The sequence below is a fragment of the Vibrio sp. CJQ_6 genome, from assembly GCF_043106745.1.
Taxonomy (GTDB): Bacteria; Pseudomonadota; Gammaproteobacteria; order Enterobacterales; family Vibrionaceae; genus Vibrio; species Vibrio furnissii.
This window is the reverse complement of the sequence record NZ_JBICMV010000037.1, coordinates 172,202-188,941: the sequence shown is the minus strand read 5'-3', so window position 1 is coordinate 188,941 and position 16,740 is coordinate 172,202. Positions and strand designations below refer to the sequence as shown.

The following is a 16,740-nucleotide window of genomic DNA, read 5'->3' as shown; positions in this document are numbered from 1 at the left end:
AATGTTTCATATTGCGCCTCCAAGCAAAAATCATTAATCCGAAAAGAAGTGTGTTTTCAGTGAGCTAGACTCACGGTTAAATTCTATGCAACTGAGCGTTATCTTCAACCTTTAATTAACAATCAGCGAAAAAACAACCAATATCTCCAGACTTTCACTCAATAACAGAAAGATATAACGTATTCGCCAGCGGAATAAGCCAATATGCAACATATTTGGGCATAGTCATTCGCCAGTTAATATCCCGATCAAAAAAGCCACCCGCAGGTGGCTTGAGCTGACAGCATCACAGCGATCAGTACGAGTTGTCAGAAATGAGGTTGTGCTTGTTCAACAATCGGTACATGGTCGCACGCGACACTCCCAACTCTTTGGCAGCATTCGACACCTGACCAGAATGCGACTCCAGCACCAGCAACAACGCATCCCGCTCAGAGCGTTCTCGAATGCTTTTCAGGCTGCGTTTACCATCGCCCCGTTTCGGTAAATCAAGATGCGACTCTTCCAACATGATGGTGTCGGACATCAACACCACCCGCTTGATCTGGTTCATCAACTCACGCACGTTGCCGGGCCAGTGATAACGAGTCAAAGCTCGCATCGCATCTTCGGTAAAGCTGCGCGCCTGCGCGTTGTACTCTTTGGAGTATTCGCGCAAAAAGTGCTTCGCCAACACGGCCACGTCTGCCGCGCGCTCTTTCAGGCTCGGCACGTTGATGCGCAGAACATTGATGTAGTGATAGAGCTCTTCATTGAAATCGCCGTCAATCAGCGCTTTTTCAATGTCGGACGAATTGGCCGCCAAAACGCGCACATCAACGGTTTTGCTGCCTTGTGGCGTATCGACGGTGCCTTCTTGCAAGAAACGCAGCAAGTTCAACTGCTGGCTTTTGGGTAAGGTCAGAATATCATTGAGCAGCAAGGTGCCACCATCGGCTTGCAGCAGCAACGGTGACACAGACTCTTCATCACAGCCGATGCCAAACAGCTCACATTCGATGCGTTTTTCTGACATCGCACGGCAGTTGACGGAAACAAACGGTTTTTGAGAACGAGACGAGGTTTTGTGAATGGCTTTGGCGACTGACTCTTTGCCTGAGCCGCTCTCACCGTAAATGAGGATACTGACATCGGTTGGGCCGATGCGTTTAATTTGGTCGCGCAGACGCTTCATGGGAATGGAGTCGCCAATCAATCCCAAATCACTATTGGAGCCGTAATGCGGCCACACTTTTTTCTCAAGTTTCAGCATGCCGAGCTGGTGACCAATGGTGCTCAGCAGTTGTGTATCGGGAATGGGTGCGGTAAAGAAATCGATACAAAAGTTCACAATGAACTGGCAAATGGTGTCGGAGCTCAGCTGAGACTCGCGAATAAACGCTAACCAGCGCACCTGTTTGTGACTACTCACCAAATTGGCGATGCCATTGAGGCTGAATTCATCGTGACTTAGATCCACGATCCCAATGCATGGCCCTGTTTCACTAAACAACAGATCCGCTTTGCGCAAATCCGCGCACTGAGTACAGCGCCACCCCACTTGTTCTAATACCGACAGCCACGGCTCGTACGTACCGCCTACCACGATTAACGAGCCCGGCACGGAGTCCATACGGAATTGAGTGCCCATCAACTGAATCCTTTTTGTTATAAAAATTTTTTATGCAGTGCTACTTATTGGCACTTTCACCACTGACGTTACATTAACGAGACTTGTGATTAGAATCTGTCTCAAGTGTAAGACTAGAAAGTAAATAGAAAACTTTCTACCAAGGTTTAGAATTAAGCCACAGCAAAAAGCAAATAAATAGCAGGGATACCCCCTCATTTTTGGAACCTATTACTGAATAAATAAAAAAAGCCGCCATAAATGGCGGCTTTTAATAACAAATTTAGCAATTAAGCCTGAGGGCGCATTGCTGGGAACAGGATCACGTCACGGATGGTGTGCGAGTTGGTAAACAGCATCGCCAGACGGTCGATACCGATGCCTTGACCAGCCGTTGGTGGTAGGCCGTGTTCCAGTGCAGTAATGTAGTCTGCATCGTAGAACATCGCTTCGTCATCACCTGCATCTTTCGCTTCAACCTGCGCTTTAAAGCGTGCGTCTTGGTCTTCCGCATCGTTCAGCTCAGAGAAGCCGTTCGCCACTTCACGGCCGCCGATGAAGAACTCGAAACGGTCAGTGATGAATGGGAAATCATCGTTACGACGGGCCAGAGGCGAGATATCCGCTGGGTAGCCGGTGATGAACGTTGGCTGAATCAGTTTAGGCTCTGCGGTTTCACCGAAGATCTCTTCCAGCAACTGACCACATGTCCAGAACGGTTCCACTTCCACATGCACTGATTTCGCGATCGCCACCATGTGCTCACGGTCTTGAACTTTGTCGTAATCCAGCGCTTGGATCTCTGCATGGTCTGGGTTGTAGTGTTTGATCGCGTCGAGCATGCTCATGCGCGCGTACTGACCACCAAACTCAACCATTTCATCGCCGTAAGGCATTGACGTTGAACCCAGAACGTTCATCGCAACCGTGCTCAGCATCTCTTCAGTCAGATCCATCAGATCTTTGTAGTCCGCGTACGCTTGGTAGAATTCCATCATGGTGAATTCTGGGTTGTGACGAGGTGACAGACCTTCGTTACGGAAGTTACGGTTGATTTCAAACACACGGTCAAACCCACCCACAACCAAACGTTTCAAGTACAGCTCTGGTGCGATACGCAGGTACATGTCGATGTCCAGTGCGTTGTGGTGTGTGATGAATGGACGTGCAGATGCACCACCCGGGATCACGTGCATCATTGGCGTTTCAACTTCCAAGTAGCCTTTTGAGCTCATGAAGTTACGAATAGCCGCGACCAGCTTAGAACGGATGATGAATGCTTTGCGTGAGTCTTCGTTGACGATCAGGTCAACGTAACGTTGACGGTAACGCATTTCTTGGTCAGTCAGGCCGTGGAATTTTTCTGGCAGAGGACGCAGTGCTTTGGTCAGCAGTTCGTACTCTTCCATGTTCACATACAGGTCGCCTTTGCCTGATTTGTGCAGTGCGCCTTTCACACCGATGATGTCACCGATGTCCAGACCTTGGTATTTCTCTTTCAGTTCTTTTTGAACATCTTTTGCAGCGTAAGCCTGAATGCGACCCGAGGTTTCCTGAATCACCAGGAATGGACCACGTTTCGCCATCACACGACCCGCGATCGCCACGATGTGGTTCAGCGCTTCCAGTTCTTCTTTGGTCTTTTCACCGAACTCAGCTTGCAGATCACCCGCAAGGCTGTCACGACGGAAGTCATTTGGGTGACCGTTCGCCTTACAACCCTTACGAATGTGCTCTAACTTGCTGCGACGCTCTGCAATCAGTTTGTTTTCTTCTTGCGCGATTTGCTCTTGATTCGTTTCGTTTTGAACAGCATCAGTCATTTTACATGTACCCTGTTTTGTCGGTAAAAAGCTTAAAGACCTGATTTCAGGCTAGCTTCGATAAATTTGTCTAAGTCACCGTCAAGAACCGCTTGTGTATTGCGGTTTTCAACGCCGGTACGTAAATCTTTGATTCGTGAATCATCTAACACGTATGAACGGATTTGGCTACCCCAGCCGATGTCCGATTTCGCGTCTTCATTCGCTTGTTTCTCAGCATTCTGCTTTTGCAGCTCAAGTTCAAACAGTTTCGCACGCAGCTGTTTCATCGCTTGATCTTTGTTTTTGTGCTGAGAGCGGTCGTTCTGACACTGCACAACGGTGTTGGTTGGAAGGTGGGTAATACGTACCGCAGATTCCGTGGTGTTCACGTGCTGACCACCGGCACCCGAAGCGCGGTAAACGTCGATGCGCAGATCCGCTGGGTTAATGTCGATGGCAATGTTGTCATCAATCTCTGGGTAAACAAACGCAGACGCAAATGACGTATGGCGACGACCACCGGAGTCAAAAGGTGACTTACGAACTAAACGGTGAACACCGGTTTCGGTACGCAACCAACCGTAAGCGTAGTCGCCCACGATGCGAACGGTCGCCGATTTCAGGCCCGCTACATCGCCTTCCGACACTTCAATCACTTCCGTTTTGAAGCCTTTCGCATCGGCCCAGCGCAGGTACATACGCAACATCATGGATGTCCAGTCTTGCGCTTCTGTACCACCAGAACCGGCTTGCAGGTCAAGGTAGCAATCTGACGAATCGTGGTCACCGGAGAACATACGGCGGAATTCCAGCTTCGCCAGCTTGCTTTCCAGTTCTTCCAGTTCAGGGCCAATTTCGTCAAATGTTTCTTGGTCTTCGGCTTCCACCGCCAGCTCCAAGAGACCTTCAACGTCATCCACACCTTGATCGAGTTGGTCAATGGTTTCCACAACCGCTTCTAGAGAAGAACGTTCTTTACCCAGCGCTTGCGCGCGCTCAGGTTCGTTCCACACATCCGGTTGTTCAAGTTCTGCGTTGACTTCTTCTAGACGCTCTTTTTTGGCGTCATAGTCAAAGATACCCCCTCAGGACGTTCGTGCGCTCTGACACATCCTGAATACGGTTTTTAATTGGATTGATTTCAAACATGTTTGATTTTGACTTTATGAATAGAATTTAACCGCAGAATTCTACTGAAAAATGTGATGAAGATACAGGAAAAATTCGCCTCACTGCGCAGGGTTTTTCGCGGTTCAGGCAGAAATTCTGCCCAAATAAAAAAGGCGGATGATACCTCATCCGCCTTCACTTTGAATCGAGCGATTACACCGTTTCGTGCTGCAGCTCATCCTGTACAGAGGTCGCCACGAAGAACATGCAAATCAGTGCAGCAAAGGTCGGCAGTACCCACCCCATGCCCACATCAAACAGAGGCAGCACGTCAAAGAATGACATGTCGGCACCAACCACTTTGGCGGCGTCGATCAACGCAAACAGGAACGCAACCAAAGTCACCACGCGAAACGCCGCTTGTGGATTCGGTAATTTGTGACGCACAAATGCCAGCAGAACCAGCACAATCGCCACAGGGTACAGCGCCACCAGCACTGGAATCGACAGCGAAATCAGTTGTGCCAGACCCACGTTCGCGATGACTGCGCACGCTACACCGTTGATGATCACCCACGTGTGGTAAGGAATCTTGGTCACCGAGCTGAAGTACTCTGAACACGCAGAAATCAGGCCAATCGCCGTGGTCAGACACGCCAACAAAACGATGGTCGACAGAACCACTTGGCCGTAAGGGCCAAACAGCGCTTGGACATATTGGCTCAGAATAAAGCCGCCGTTGTCCGCACCGCCGGCAATCACCGAGCTGGTTGCGCCCAAGTAGAACAGCGAGATGTACACCGATGCCAAACCAGCGGCCGCAATGAAGGCCGAGCTAATCAGATATTTGGTGGTTGCACGGGATTCAGTGATACCTTTACTACGCATCGCATCAACAATCAGCATGCCGAACATCAGTGCCGCCAAAGTATCCATGGTGTTGTAACCTTCCAAGAAACCTTTGGTGAATGGCTGGGTGGCATACGGGCCAGATGCAGGCATCCACGCACCTTGCGGGTCCATGAATACACCGACAGCCAAAATGATCAGGCCGATAAATAGCGCAGGGGTTAGCAGTTTACCAATCAGGTCAATCAAACGGCCTTGTGACCAAGAGAAGAACATCGCCACAACAAAGAACAGCACGGAGAACGCAGTTAAGTGCATTTGCGAAGTTTCAGCAAACAGCGGGCTCACCGCCATTTCATACGCCACGAGGCCAGTACGCGGCGCCGCAAAAGCTGGACCGATAATGATAAAAATCAGCACCGCAATCAACGTGGCCACTTTGACGGGTAAGTCTTTGGTGAGGTGTTGCCAGCTACCGCCCGCAATCGCCACAGCAATGATAGCCACCAAAGGAAGACCCACAGCCGTGAGCAGGAAGCCGCCCATGGCCGGCATCAAGTTTTCGCCCGCCATCTGGCCGGCCAATGGTGGAAAAATGATGTTCCCAGCGCCCAAGAAGAACGCGAAAAGCATAAAGCCTAAAGCGGCAATATCTGTTAGTTTTAACGTCTGCTTCACAGATAACCCTTATTAAAATGTCATGAATGTTGTGTGTGCATCCGGTGGAGATTCGACGTCCCCAACCTTAAATTAGGGGGCGAATAATGACGAAACCATCGATATTTCGCAATAGCAAAGCAAAAAACACCACATTAATTTGCAAATATAAGAAAAAAGCAGTGAAAATCACTATTTGTTAAAAAATAGATAGAACGATATTTCGATCAACTCAGTCCACAAATTGACAACAACCAGAACAAAAATCCAAACAATAAAATAACAACAGACAGAATTACTTCAAGTTAAACAGAAATCGATATTTTCATGAAAAGTAGCACGTTAAAGACTAAAGGCTTCAAATTTAAGCAATTTACCATTGAAGGGGGCCAAAGCGGCATGCCCGTCAGCACCGATGGTGTTTTGTTGGGCGCGTGGGCGTTTGCCACCTCGCCGCAGCACATTCTCGATATCGGCACGGGCACCGGCTTGCTGGCCTTAATGTGCGCGCAGCGATTTCCGCAAGCGAGCATCACAGCAGTCGATATCGATGAACACGCGTTTCATGCCGCCAGCCACAACGTGGCCCACTCCCCGTGGGCCAATCGCATCCAGGTGGCGCAGCAAAACATTCTTCAAACCCAGCTCAACACGCCCGTCGATGCGATCATCTGTAACCCGCCCTATTTCAATGACGGCCAACAGTCGCAGCATGCGCAGCGCGCCACCGCGCGACACACCGACCGCTTAAATCATGGAGACTTACTGCAAGCAATGGCGCGCTTGCTGACGCCTCTCGGCACCGCCAGTCTGATCTTGCCTGCCGTTGAGGGGGAACAATTCATTGCTCAAGCCGAGCAGCAAGGTTGGTTTCTGGCGCGACGTTGCAACGTGCAACCTTCGGCGCGTAAACCTGTACACCGCCTATTGTTTGAGCTACAAAGAGAGCCGTGCTCCAGCCAATTGAGTACACTCATAATTCAAGAAGGCGCCACCTACAGTGCAGACTTTATCGCCTTAACGCGTGCTTTTTATCTCAAGATGTAGAAATTAAAGATGTGATCTGGCCGATGATCCAACTATAATGTGCGCCCTTTAATTTAGACTGATCAGCCCAGCGCTCGCGGAGTAAATAATAGTGATCAAAACCTTTGCTGACCTAGAACTGGACCCAAATCTTCTTGAAGCGATCGAGGAAATGGGCTTCGAACGCCCAACTCAAGTTCAAGCCGAAGCGATTCCCCACGCCCTGGACGGCAGAGATGTATTGGCATCCGCTCCGACCGGCACCGGTAAAACTGCCGCGTTCGTTATTCCAGCACTGCAGTTCCTGCAAGACTTTCCACGGAAGAAAGCTGGCCCAGCTCGTATTCTGATTCTGACGCCAACCCGTGAACTGGCGATGCAGATTACCGAACAAGCACGTGAACTGGCGAAATACACCAAGCTGAATATTTTCACCATCACCGGCGGCGTGCAGTATCAAGAACACGCCGACATTCTGGCGACCACGCAAGACATCGTGGTGGCAACGCCAGGTCGTTTGCTGGAGTACATCGAAGCAGAACGCTTTGACTGCCGCGCAATTGAATGGCTGATCTTGGATGAAGCGGACCGCATGCTAGACATGGGCTTTGGCCCGGTGGTCGATCGCCTATCGGCGGAATGTCGCTGGCGTAAACAGACCATGCTGTTCTCAGCAACGTTGGAAGGTCGTGGCGTAGAAGGCTTTACCGCTGACCTGCTCAAAGAGCCAGCCGAAGTCAACGCTGAGCCGCCACGTCGCGAACGCAAAAAGATTTCTCAGTGGTATCACCGTGCCGACGACATGAACCACAAACTGGAGCTGCTGAAAGCGATTCTGACACAACAATCCGAGCGTGCGATCGTGTTCTTCAAAACGCGTGAGCGCCTAGCGGAAGTTCGTGCAGTGCTCGAAAGCGCACAAATTGCTTGTTCGTGGATTCAGGGTGAAATGCCGCAAGATCGTCGCAACAACGCGATTAGCCGCTTCCGTGACGGCAGCGTGAACATTCTGCTGGCGACCGACGTTGCCGCGCGCGGTATCGACGTACCGGATGTCAGCCACGTGATCAACTTTGACCTGCCTCGCAGCGCAGATGTGTACCTGCACCGCATCGGTCGTACGGCGCGCGCCGGTAAAAAAGGCATCGCGATTTCGCTGGTAGAAGCCCACGACCAACCGATGATGGATCGCGTAGCGCGCTACCTGAAAGAAGACATCAAAGAGCGCTATGTCGATGGCATGCGTCCTAAACACAAAAAGCCCGTGTTTAAGAAAAAGAAAAAAGACGACAGCAAGAAAAAAACGGCCGTAAAAAAAACCGCCGGTAAGAAAAGCAGCGGTAAGAAGAAAAAATAATTCTGCCCGCAAAAGATAGAAAAAGCCGATGCATTGCATCGGCTTTTTTATTGCGTCATCGCCATGAAGACTGCGCCAGCATTGCCGCGCAGTCAGGCATCCACTCGCTTAGTGTTCACGTGTGGCGCGGAAGGTCACTTCCGGCGAACGTTCTTGCGCGAGGTTGAGGTTCACCATGGTTGGCGCAATGTACGCCAGGTTGTCCCCACCATCCAACGCCAAGTTGCTTTGGTTCTTGCGCTTGAACTCTTCGAATTTCTTCACGTCACCGCATTCAACCCAGCGCGCGGTCGCAACGTTCACACCTTCGTAAATCGCTTCCACGTTGTATTCTGATTTGAGACGCGCCACCACCACATCAAACTGCAGCACACCGACTGCGCCCACGATCAGATCGTTGTTTTGTAGTGGACGGAACACCTGCACCGCACCTTCTTCTGACAACTGAACCAGACCTTTGAGCAGCTGTTTCTGCTTCAATGGATCTTTGAGGCGAATACGACGGAATAGCTCTGGCGCAAAGTTAGGAATGCCGGAGAATTTCAGTGATTCACCTTGCGTGAACGTATCACCAATTTGAATCGTACCGTGGTTGTGCAGACCAATGATGTCACCCGCAAACGCTTCTTCAGCGCGTGAGCGGTCGCCAGCCATGAAGGTCACCGCATCGGAAATGCTCACCTGTTTACCCAAACGAACATGGTTCATCTTCATGCCCTGCTTGTAGGTGCCGGATACGATACGCATGAACGCGATACGGTCGCGGTGTTTCGGATCCATGTTGGCCTGAATCTTAAACACGAAACCACTAAATTTTTCTTCGGTCGCTTCGACTTGACGCTCGTTCGCCGCACGCGGCAGTGGCGCAGGCGCCCACTCGGTCAGGCCGTCTAGCATGTGGTCAACACCGAAGTTACCCAGTGCCGTACCAAAGAAGACTGGCGTCAGTTCACCTTTCAGGAACAGGTCGCGATCAAACTCGTGTGATGCGCCGAGCACCAGCTCCAGCTCTTCACGCAGTTGACTCGCCAGATCCTCACCGATGTGTGTATCCAGCTCTGGATTATCCAAGCCTTTAACAATGCGCTCTTCCTGAATGGTGTGGCCTTGGCCGGTCGCGTACAGCACCGTTTCATCACGATGAATGTGGTACACGCCTTTGAACTCTTTCCCACAGCCGATTGGCCATGTCACGGGCGCGCACGCGATGCTGAGTTCGTTTTCCACTTCATCCAGCAATTCCATTGGGTCGCGAATATCACGGTCCAATTTGTTCATGAACGTCACGATTGGCGTATCACGCAGGCGGGTAACTTCCATCAGCTTACGGGTTCGATCTTCGACACCTTTTGCCGCATCAATCACCATCAGGCACGAGTCCACTGCCGTCAACGTACGGTACGTATCTTCAGAGAAGTCTTCGTGTCCCGGGGTATCCAGTAGGTTCACCAGCGCATCGCGGTAAGGGAACTGCATCACAGAGGTGGTGACCGAGATACCCCGTTCTTTTTCCATCTCCATCCAGTCTGATTTCGCGTGCTGAGCAGAACCACGGCCTTTGACCGAACCGGCCGTTTGAATTGCGCGTCCGAACAACAACACTTTTTCAGTGATGGTGGTTTTACCCGCATCCGGGTGCGAGATAATGGCGAAAGTTCGACGCTTAGAAACTTCGCCTAAAAAAGGAGTAGTAGACATGAAACGGATCTTCTCTTGATGCTAAAGGGCGGCATGCAGCCAGACCTTAGCCTTTCGGTTCAAATTTGCGCGGTATTCTCTCTGATCTTGGCCTCGGGAGCAACTTTAAGACACGCAACACAGAAAAGCTGAGTTTTGACTTGGCCTTTAATTTCTCTCGAATTATGGACTATAACTGATAAGGAAGAACAGGGAATGCTCAACCTCTATGACCAAACTCAAACAGATTCACTCATTAGCGTTTCGCCAAGCCAAGACCGTCTTTCTGGTCTCTGTGCTATTGGGCTTTTGTTTCAGCCTCTATCATACGCTGGTCGACCTACATCAGGAACAAGGACGCATTGAAGAGCACTATCATTTCAAGCTGATTCAAAGCTACAACAACGCCAGCCAAGCGGCGTATCATTTGAATCATCTGTTGGCAGAACAGGTCGCCACCAGCTTGATGGCCGATCCGGCGATTTACCGCGTCTCGATTGTCGATGACTTTGGGGATGATTTGGCGCGTATGGAACGTAATGTGGCAGCGCAAGGTGCGTTTATTCAACTGCTGTCGCGCTACTTAACGCCCGATGTCCCAACCTTTCAGGCCGATTTGCACCAACCCAACTCCAATGTGGTGATCGGGACCTTAAGTTTTTCCATCAACGGCACCTCCATTGCCGAAGCCTTTTTGGCGAAAACAACCCGCGTGCTGATGTTCGACCTGCTACGCAACGTGCTGCTCACCACCATTTTGCTGATCTTTTTCTATCGCAAACTGTCGTTGCCGATCACCACGCTGATCAACTGGGTACGGTCGCTGCCCGATCGGCCGCACAACCTGTCGCCGCCGTTGATTCATCAAGAAAGCGAGCTGAGTGAACTGGCGTCGTCATTTCACACCTTGTGGCATGAGCGCGAACTGGCCGAAGCCAAACTCAATCAGCTCGCCTACTACGACACGTTAACCGGGCTTGCAAACCGCAGCCTGTTGCTGCAAATGCTGAGTAAATCCATCGATCTTGCCCAGCACGATCAACACAGCGGCGTGCTGTTCTATCTCGATCTGGATCGCTTCAAAACCATCAATGACTCCTTGGGCCACACCATCGGCGACAAGTTGATCAAAGCCATCGCCACGCGCCTGCAAGCGTGGGCAAAACAGGATTATATTGCCGCGCGCATTGGGGGCGATGAGTTTGTGGTGCTGATCCCCGCTTTGGACAGCGAGCGCGTCGAGAACGTCGCCAAGCAGTTACTCGCATTGATCTCCAATCCGTATTCGATTGACGATCACCAACTGTATTGCTCGGTCAGCATTGGGATTTCGATGTTTCCATCGGCTGGTATCACCAACATCGATGTGCTGCGCCAAGCCGACACCGCGCTCTATCGCGCCAAAGTCAGCGGCCGCAACAAATATGTGTTTTATGAGCCTGAAATGCAGGCGCAGGTCGAATCATTTTTGGAAATCGAAAAAGGTTTGCACGAGGCACTGAGTCATAATCAATTCGAGCTTTACTACCAACCGCAGGTCAATCTCGACCACCAGATCATCGGCGTTGAAGCGTTGATTCGCTGGAATCATCCGCACAAAGGAGTGTTGCCACCGGGGGCGTTCATGTCGATCGCCGAAGAAACCGGACAAATTTTGCAGATCGGCAATTGGATCATCGAGCAAGCCTGCTATCAATACGCTCAATGGAAGAAAGAGGGCGTGCTACCGCCGGAGTTCCAACGTTTGGCGATCAACATCAGCCCGCTGCAATTTGCGCAGGACGCATTTGTCGATCACATTCGCGACGCCTTACAACAAGCGGGGATCACGGGCGAACACATTGAACTGGAGATCACCGAAAGTCTGCTGCTGGAAAATGTCGAAAGCGCGATTGAAAAAATGGCGCGTTTGAAAGAGTTTCAGCTCAACATTTCGATTGATGACTTTGGGACAGGCTACTCGTCGCTGCGTTACCTGAAACATCTGGCGGTGGATGTGCTCAAGATCGACCGTTCGTTTGTCACCCAGTTGCATCTAGACGACAGCGACCAGGCGATCGTCGATACCATCATCATGATTGCGCGCCGTTTGGGGCTGGAAGTGATTGCTGAAGGGGTGGAAGATACGTTTGAACTCAACGCGCTCAAGGAGTTGGGCTGTGAGCAGTTTCAAGGTTACCTATTTGATAAACCGCTGACGGCCCAAGAGATGGCGCAGCGGTTTAGTCATCATCACTATCATCAATTATTGGAGCCCGCCGAGACGCGTCAGATTGGCCTGCAATAAGTTTCTTAGCAGATGTAGCTCATGATGATCGCATCTTCGCGACCATGCCCAGTAGGGTAGTAATTCACGCGGCGGTCAATCTCGTGAAACCCCAGATCCGTGTAAAGGGCGTAGGCTCGCGCGTTGCTTTCTCGCACTTCCAACCAAGCGCTCTCTGCGCCTTGCTCATGGCACATGTCGAGAAAATGTGTCGCCAGTTGACGGCCATAACCTTTGCCTTGTTGCGCCGGTTCAATGGCGATGTTGAGCAGCGTCACTTCACCAACAATGTTTTGAGCAAAGAAATACCCGACCACCTTGCCGTTGACCAACATCACGCAGTGACAAGCACCGCGGCTGGAGAGATCGCCCACCATGGTTTTTGACCAGGGGTGCGTGTGTGCATGCAATTCAATGTGATAGACCGCGTCGGTATGCTCGGCGGCCATCGGTACAAATTCAACACTCATTTAGATTGCGCTCCGTACGAGCAAATTTGTTGCCATAAGTCACGGCGATGTTGCGTATGACCATCAATGTCGGCCAACGCAGGTGAGGTCAGCCGGTTGGCCGACGTGTCCACATCCACTTCAACACCCGCCAACCAAATCCACGCTAAGCCGCTCAGGTCCAACTGCGCCAATTGATGGGGAAAGACATGACGCGCCGCTGCAAGTGGCACATGAAAGCTTTTCAACACACGTTCAAACAGCAGCGCTTCCGCAGCCGTTGGGTAGGTGTCACTCACCAGCACCAAACGGCATTCGTCGTCCAATGGCGCTAAGGTGGGCTGATAGCCTTGCAGACGCTCAGGATGCACCAGATCCCAGCTCTGGATGCCCATGGCGTGTAAGTAGTGTTGTTGGCGGTCAGACATGTCGCTTCGCTCGTCGATTCATTGCGCGCCATGCTATCAAACTTCGTTGAATTCACTCAAGACGCCGCATACGAAAAGGCACAAAAAAACAAAGGAGCCGTCAGGCTCCTTGGCATTCACGTTGTGGCCATCGCATGATCAGCGCGCTCAAGCATGTTACGCGAGGTCAGCAAATTCCGGACAGTATTGAATCTCACCGCTGCGGCCGGTCAATTCACCGTCCCACAGGGCGACAATTTGAAATGCGTCAGCCGGCACGTCCCATTGACAATGGAATCCGTGTTTCTCGGCCGATGTAAAACCAAAGCGCGCGTAGTAATCCGGGTTGCCAAGCACGACGCAAGCGGGATAGCCCAACTCACCCAGCGACGCCAAGCCTTCATTCACCAGCTCGCCTCCCAATCCTTGATGACGAAATTCCGCTTTGACAGCCAAAGGCGCCAAGCCTTGCCAGTTGAGGTCTTCGCCATTGAGCAGTACCGGACTGAACATGGCATGCCCCACCACTTCACCCTCATCATCACACGCCACCAGCGACAACGTGCGGTGACTGTTTTCTCGTAATGCCATGACCAGATTTGCTTCAGCGTCGGTGTCAAACACCGTTTTAAGCAGACGGTCGACCGCCAGAATGTCCGCTGGAGCTTCAGTTCGAATAAGCATTGAGTACCTCATTGTGTGTGTTTGGCGTTTGCATGCCTTTATGCACAAAATCGGCCAGTTGGTGAAGTAAAATTTGCAATGCTTTCGGTAATTGTTCCAAATCCACACTGTCCATCAAGTTTTTGACTTCCAGTCCCAACTCCGTATCCCCTTCAATCGACAGGCGACGTTGGAAAAATAAGGTATCGGGATCTTCTTTGCGGCCCGCGATCAGAACAAGGTCATTTAAATCGCCGCTAAAACTGACATCTTCATGGCGTACATTGTCTGCAACGATGAGATTTTCGTTCTCATAACTGATAAACCAACGTAAATTCAGGTCTCGGATTTCGACCTTGAGCCATTTGTCTTCAAGGAATTCGAAGTCGCCGTCATCCAAGGCTTCGTGGAAGGCGAGTTTGAGCCCATCCAGCAAGGCTTTTTTTTGCACAGATTTAGGTAATAAGTGGATTGGAGATCTCAAAATTGATGCGGCATTTTGAACTAGTTGAGTACGAATCTTGTTAATCACGCGCGTTATCCGTTACCTTTTAAATTAAGTGTGTCTCATCATAATGGATGTATTTGCGCCAATTCCTGTTATGCATCAAAAAACCAGTTCCCTGATGTCGCTTTTCAGTAGCAGGAATCAAAGTTATAGTTAATGGTTGTTGCCTGAGTAACAATTTCAATGAATAGTACGCATTCTGGACGGTTGGTAGTATCTTGATGCTTTCGCACATGCCCTCGCAAAATATACAGCACTGGTTTGCAAAAATTACGTCGCATAGTCCGTTCTTTTTTGCATTGCTTAATGACCAACATCAGTATGTTCTGGTCAATGAGCGCTATTGCGACATCGCTGGCTTGTCAGCAGATGAACTCGTTGGCATGAACGATAAAAGCGTGTTGGGCGAACACTTTTATCAACATCTCAAACCCTACTACGACCGTGCGTTTCGCGGCGAAACCCTTGAAGCCGAAATCACGCTACACGAACTCGACCTCGAAACCAGCCTGCACTTTTCGCTCTCGCCCATTCTCAATGACAAACAGGTCGAATACGTCGTTTTTCACGCCATCGACACGTCTGAAAAACAGATTCTCATTCGTTCACTGGAAGAGTCCGAACACAAGTTTTCCACCCTCACCACACTGCTGCCCGACGGCTTACTGTTGGTGGAAGACGATTGCATCATTTCCGCGAACCCATCATCGGCACGTTTGCTTGGCTTGGATGACACCTCCGATTTACTCGGTGAAGATCTTTCTAGCCTGTTTATTGACGAAAAAACCAAAGCGGCATTTAGCTCCCCCATCGGGTTATTGCTCTCAGAAGCCCCCTTGGTGTGCCTGACCGGCCCTCGCTGCGGCTTTGAGCGGAAAGTACAGCTCAATGCGGGCACCACTCGCGTGCTCAGCAGCAATTCACAACTGATCCTGATTCAGGATGCGTCGCAAGCAACCAAACAGCTCTCGGCGACGACCCAAACGGATGTGCATATCGACACCTTAACCGGTTTGTATAACCGTTTGGGCTTTACCAAACGCCTAGAACACCTGATTCAAAACGACACGCCGTTGGTCATGCTCTACCTCGACATCGATAACTTCAAAAACATCAATGATTCGTTGGGGCATCACATTGGCGACAAAGTGATCAAAGAAGTGTCATCGCGCCTCAAACGCCTGTTGCCGCCTCACGCGGTATTGGGTCATCTTGGTGGCGACGAATTTGGTTTGATCTTGCCCGAGCCGGAGCACAATCGCTCCGCCGAAATGCTGGCAGAGCGCATCATTTCGCTCATCAACCAACCGTTCGATCTGCATCATTTCAGCAAACGACTGGCCTGTTCAATCGGCAGCGTGTGTTACCCCGGGGATGGTAGCGACGCGCGCGTGCTGCTGCAAAACGCGGACACGGCGATGTACGAAGCCAAAGATCGCGGCCGCAACCGCTTAATCAAGTTCAATGATCAAATGAACAAAGAAGCACGTATGCGCCTGTGGCTGGAGATCGAACTGCAAAAAGCCCTGCAACAAAATGGCTTGGAAGTGTGGTACCAACCGAAAGTGAATGCGCGTGATTTCAGCATCAATGGCGCGGAAGCGTTGGTGCGCTGGAAGCACCCGGTTGAAGGCTACATCAGCCCGGGTGCCTTCATTCCCGTGGCGGAAAAAGCCGGCTTGATCGAACACCTTGGCCGCGTGGTGATGCGCGATGTGTTTGCCACCGTCAAACGCTGGAAACAGCAAGGCATTCTGCCAGGCCGCGTAGCAATTAACATTTCACCCGAACAATTTGGTAACCCACAACTGATTGATTATCTTGAGAAGTTACTGCGCACGACGGCGTTGGATCCCAACTGCATCACCTTTGAGCTGACAGAAAGTGCGGTGATGAGCGACAGCGAACACACGCTGCAAATGCTCAATGCGATTAAGAAACTGGGGTTCTCGTTGTCGATTGACGACTTCGGCACCGGCTACTCGTCGCTGGCCTATTTGGCACGCTTTCCGATCGACGAGCTGAAAATTGACCGCGCGTTTATCACCGACATCGACACGCTCCCGAAACAGGTGACGGTGATTGAAAACATCATTAATTTGGGTAAATCGCTCAACTTAACGGTGGTGGCCGAAGGGGTCGAAACTCAGCAGCAAGCCACGTTGCTGTCCAATCTCAATTGCCATTCGATTCAAGGCTTCCACTTCTATCGCCCGCAACCGAAACATGAAGTCGAAGAGCTGTTTTCTCAGCATCGCCGTCATCGTAAATCACTCTAAGTGAGTAATTTTTCCTTTATTGAATGAAACCTGCCTTACATCAAATCCGATATTCATAATTCTTCATAAAATACGGGA

The 16,740-nt window shown here is 50.7% G+C and carries 13 protein-coding genes; 4 read left to right on the top strand and 9 right to left on the bottom strand.

The features are described 5' to 3' along the window. Positions 1–295: 295 nt before the first annotated feature. The 4 genes from vpsR to brnQ form a co-directional block, all read right to left on the bottom strand. A complete protein-coding gene (gene vpsR / locus ACF8PK_RS22475) occupies positions 296–1,630 on the bottom strand; it encodes a cyclic-di-GMP-binding transcriptional regulator VpsR (RefSeq protein ID WP_004728911.1) in 1,335 nt (444 codons plus the stop codon). Between the two features lie 269 nt (positions 1,631–1,899). Beyond that, positions 1,900–3,432, bottom strand: a complete 1,533-nt coding sequence (gene lysS / locus ACF8PK_RS22470) for a lysine--tRNA ligase (protein WP_004728914.1) — start codon at positions 3,430–3,432, stop codon at positions 1,900–1,902. 32 nt (positions 3,433–3,464) lie between these two features. Continuing rightward, positions 3,465–4,563, bottom strand: a protein-coding gene (prfB, locus tag ACF8PK_RS22465) for a peptide chain release factor 2 (protein ID WP_115333250.1) whose coding sequence is annotated in 2 segments (ribosomal slippage) — positions 3,465–4,487 and positions 4,489–4,563 — 1,098 coding nt in all. Because the reading frame shifts where the segments join, the coding sequence is not laid out codon by codon here. A gap of 174 nt (positions 4,564–4,737) precedes the next feature. Beyond that, positions 4,738–6,051 (bottom strand): branched-chain amino acid transport system II carrier protein, encoded by a 1,314-nt coding sequence (gene brnQ, locus ACF8PK_RS22460; protein ID WP_004728918.1) that lies wholly within the window; start codon positions 6,049–6,051, stop codon positions 4,738–4,740. 306 nt (positions 6,052–6,357) lie between these two features. Between brnQ and ACF8PK_RS22455 the strand changes: the two genes are divergently transcribed. Beyond that, on the top strand, positions 6,358–7,077 hold the full coding sequence (locus ACF8PK_RS22455; RefSeq protein ID WP_004728920.1) for a tRNA1(Val) (adenine(37)-N6)-methyltransferase: 720 nt from the start codon (positions 6,358–6,360) through the stop codon (positions 7,075–7,077). 91 nt (positions 7,078–7,168) lie between these two features. Beyond that, positions 7,169–8,413, top strand: coding sequence for an ATP-dependent RNA helicase SrmB (gene srmB, locus ACF8PK_RS22450; protein WP_004728921.1), 1,245 nt, complete (start codon positions 7,169–7,171; stop codon positions 8,411–8,413). 108 nt (positions 8,414–8,521) lie between these two features. On the opposite strand, the gene prfC is transcribed toward srmB, so the two are convergent. Next, positions 8,522–10,111: a peptide chain release factor 3 gene (gene prfC, locus ACF8PK_RS22445; protein WP_392443663.1), complete on the bottom strand. Its 1,590-nt coding sequence runs from the start codon at positions 10,109–10,111 to the stop codon at positions 8,522–8,524. A gap of 208 nt (positions 10,112–10,319) precedes the next feature. On the opposite strand from prfC, the gene ACF8PK_RS22440 reads away from it, so the two are divergent. Beyond that, positions 10,320–12,377 carry a bifunctional diguanylate cyclase/phosphodiesterase gene (locus tag ACF8PK_RS22440; RefSeq protein ID WP_004728925.1) on the top strand — a complete coding sequence of 686 codons (2,058 nt, stop codon included), beginning with the start codon at positions 10,320–10,322 and terminating at the stop codon, positions 12,375–12,377. A 5-nt stretch (positions 12,378–12,382) separates the two neighbouring features. Here ACF8PK_RS22440 and rimI read toward each other — a convergent pair whose 3' ends face one another. The 4 genes from rimI to ACF8PK_RS22420 form a co-directional block, all read right to left on the bottom strand. Continuing rightward, complete coding sequence (gene rimI / locus ACF8PK_RS22435) at positions 12,383–12,826, bottom strand: ribosomal protein S18-alanine N-acetyltransferase (protein WP_392443660.1); 444 nt, start codon at positions 12,824–12,826, stop codon at positions 12,383–12,385. Further along, positions 12,823–13,233, bottom strand: coding sequence for a DNA polymerase III subunit psi (locus ACF8PK_RS22430; protein ID WP_004728929.1), 411 nt, complete (start codon positions 13,231–13,233; stop codon positions 12,823–12,825). Before ACF8PK_RS22430 ends, rimI begins: the two co-directional genes overlap by 4 nt. Before the next feature lie 156 nt (positions 13,234–13,389). Beyond that, positions 13,390–13,896 carry a GNAT family N-acetyltransferase gene (locus ACF8PK_RS22425; RefSeq protein WP_392443657.1) on the bottom strand — a complete coding sequence of 169 codons (507 nt, stop codon included), beginning with the start codon at positions 13,894–13,896 and terminating at the stop codon, positions 13,390–13,392. After that, positions 13,880–14,407: an SCP2 domain-containing protein gene (locus ACF8PK_RS22420; protein WP_038152678.1), complete on the bottom strand. Its 528-nt coding sequence runs from the start codon at positions 14,405–14,407 to the stop codon at positions 13,880–13,882. Before ACF8PK_RS22420 ends, ACF8PK_RS22425 begins: the two co-directional genes overlap by 17 nt. A 209-nt stretch (positions 14,408–14,616) precedes the next feature. Here ACF8PK_RS22420 and ACF8PK_RS22415 point away from each other — a divergent pair, with 209 nt between their 5' ends. After that, positions 14,617–16,662, top strand: coding sequence for an EAL domain-containing protein (locus ACF8PK_RS22415; RefSeq protein WP_392443655.1), 2,046 nt, complete (start codon positions 14,617–14,619; stop codon positions 16,660–16,662). The last annotated feature ends 78 nt before the right edge of the window (positions 16,663–16,740 follow it).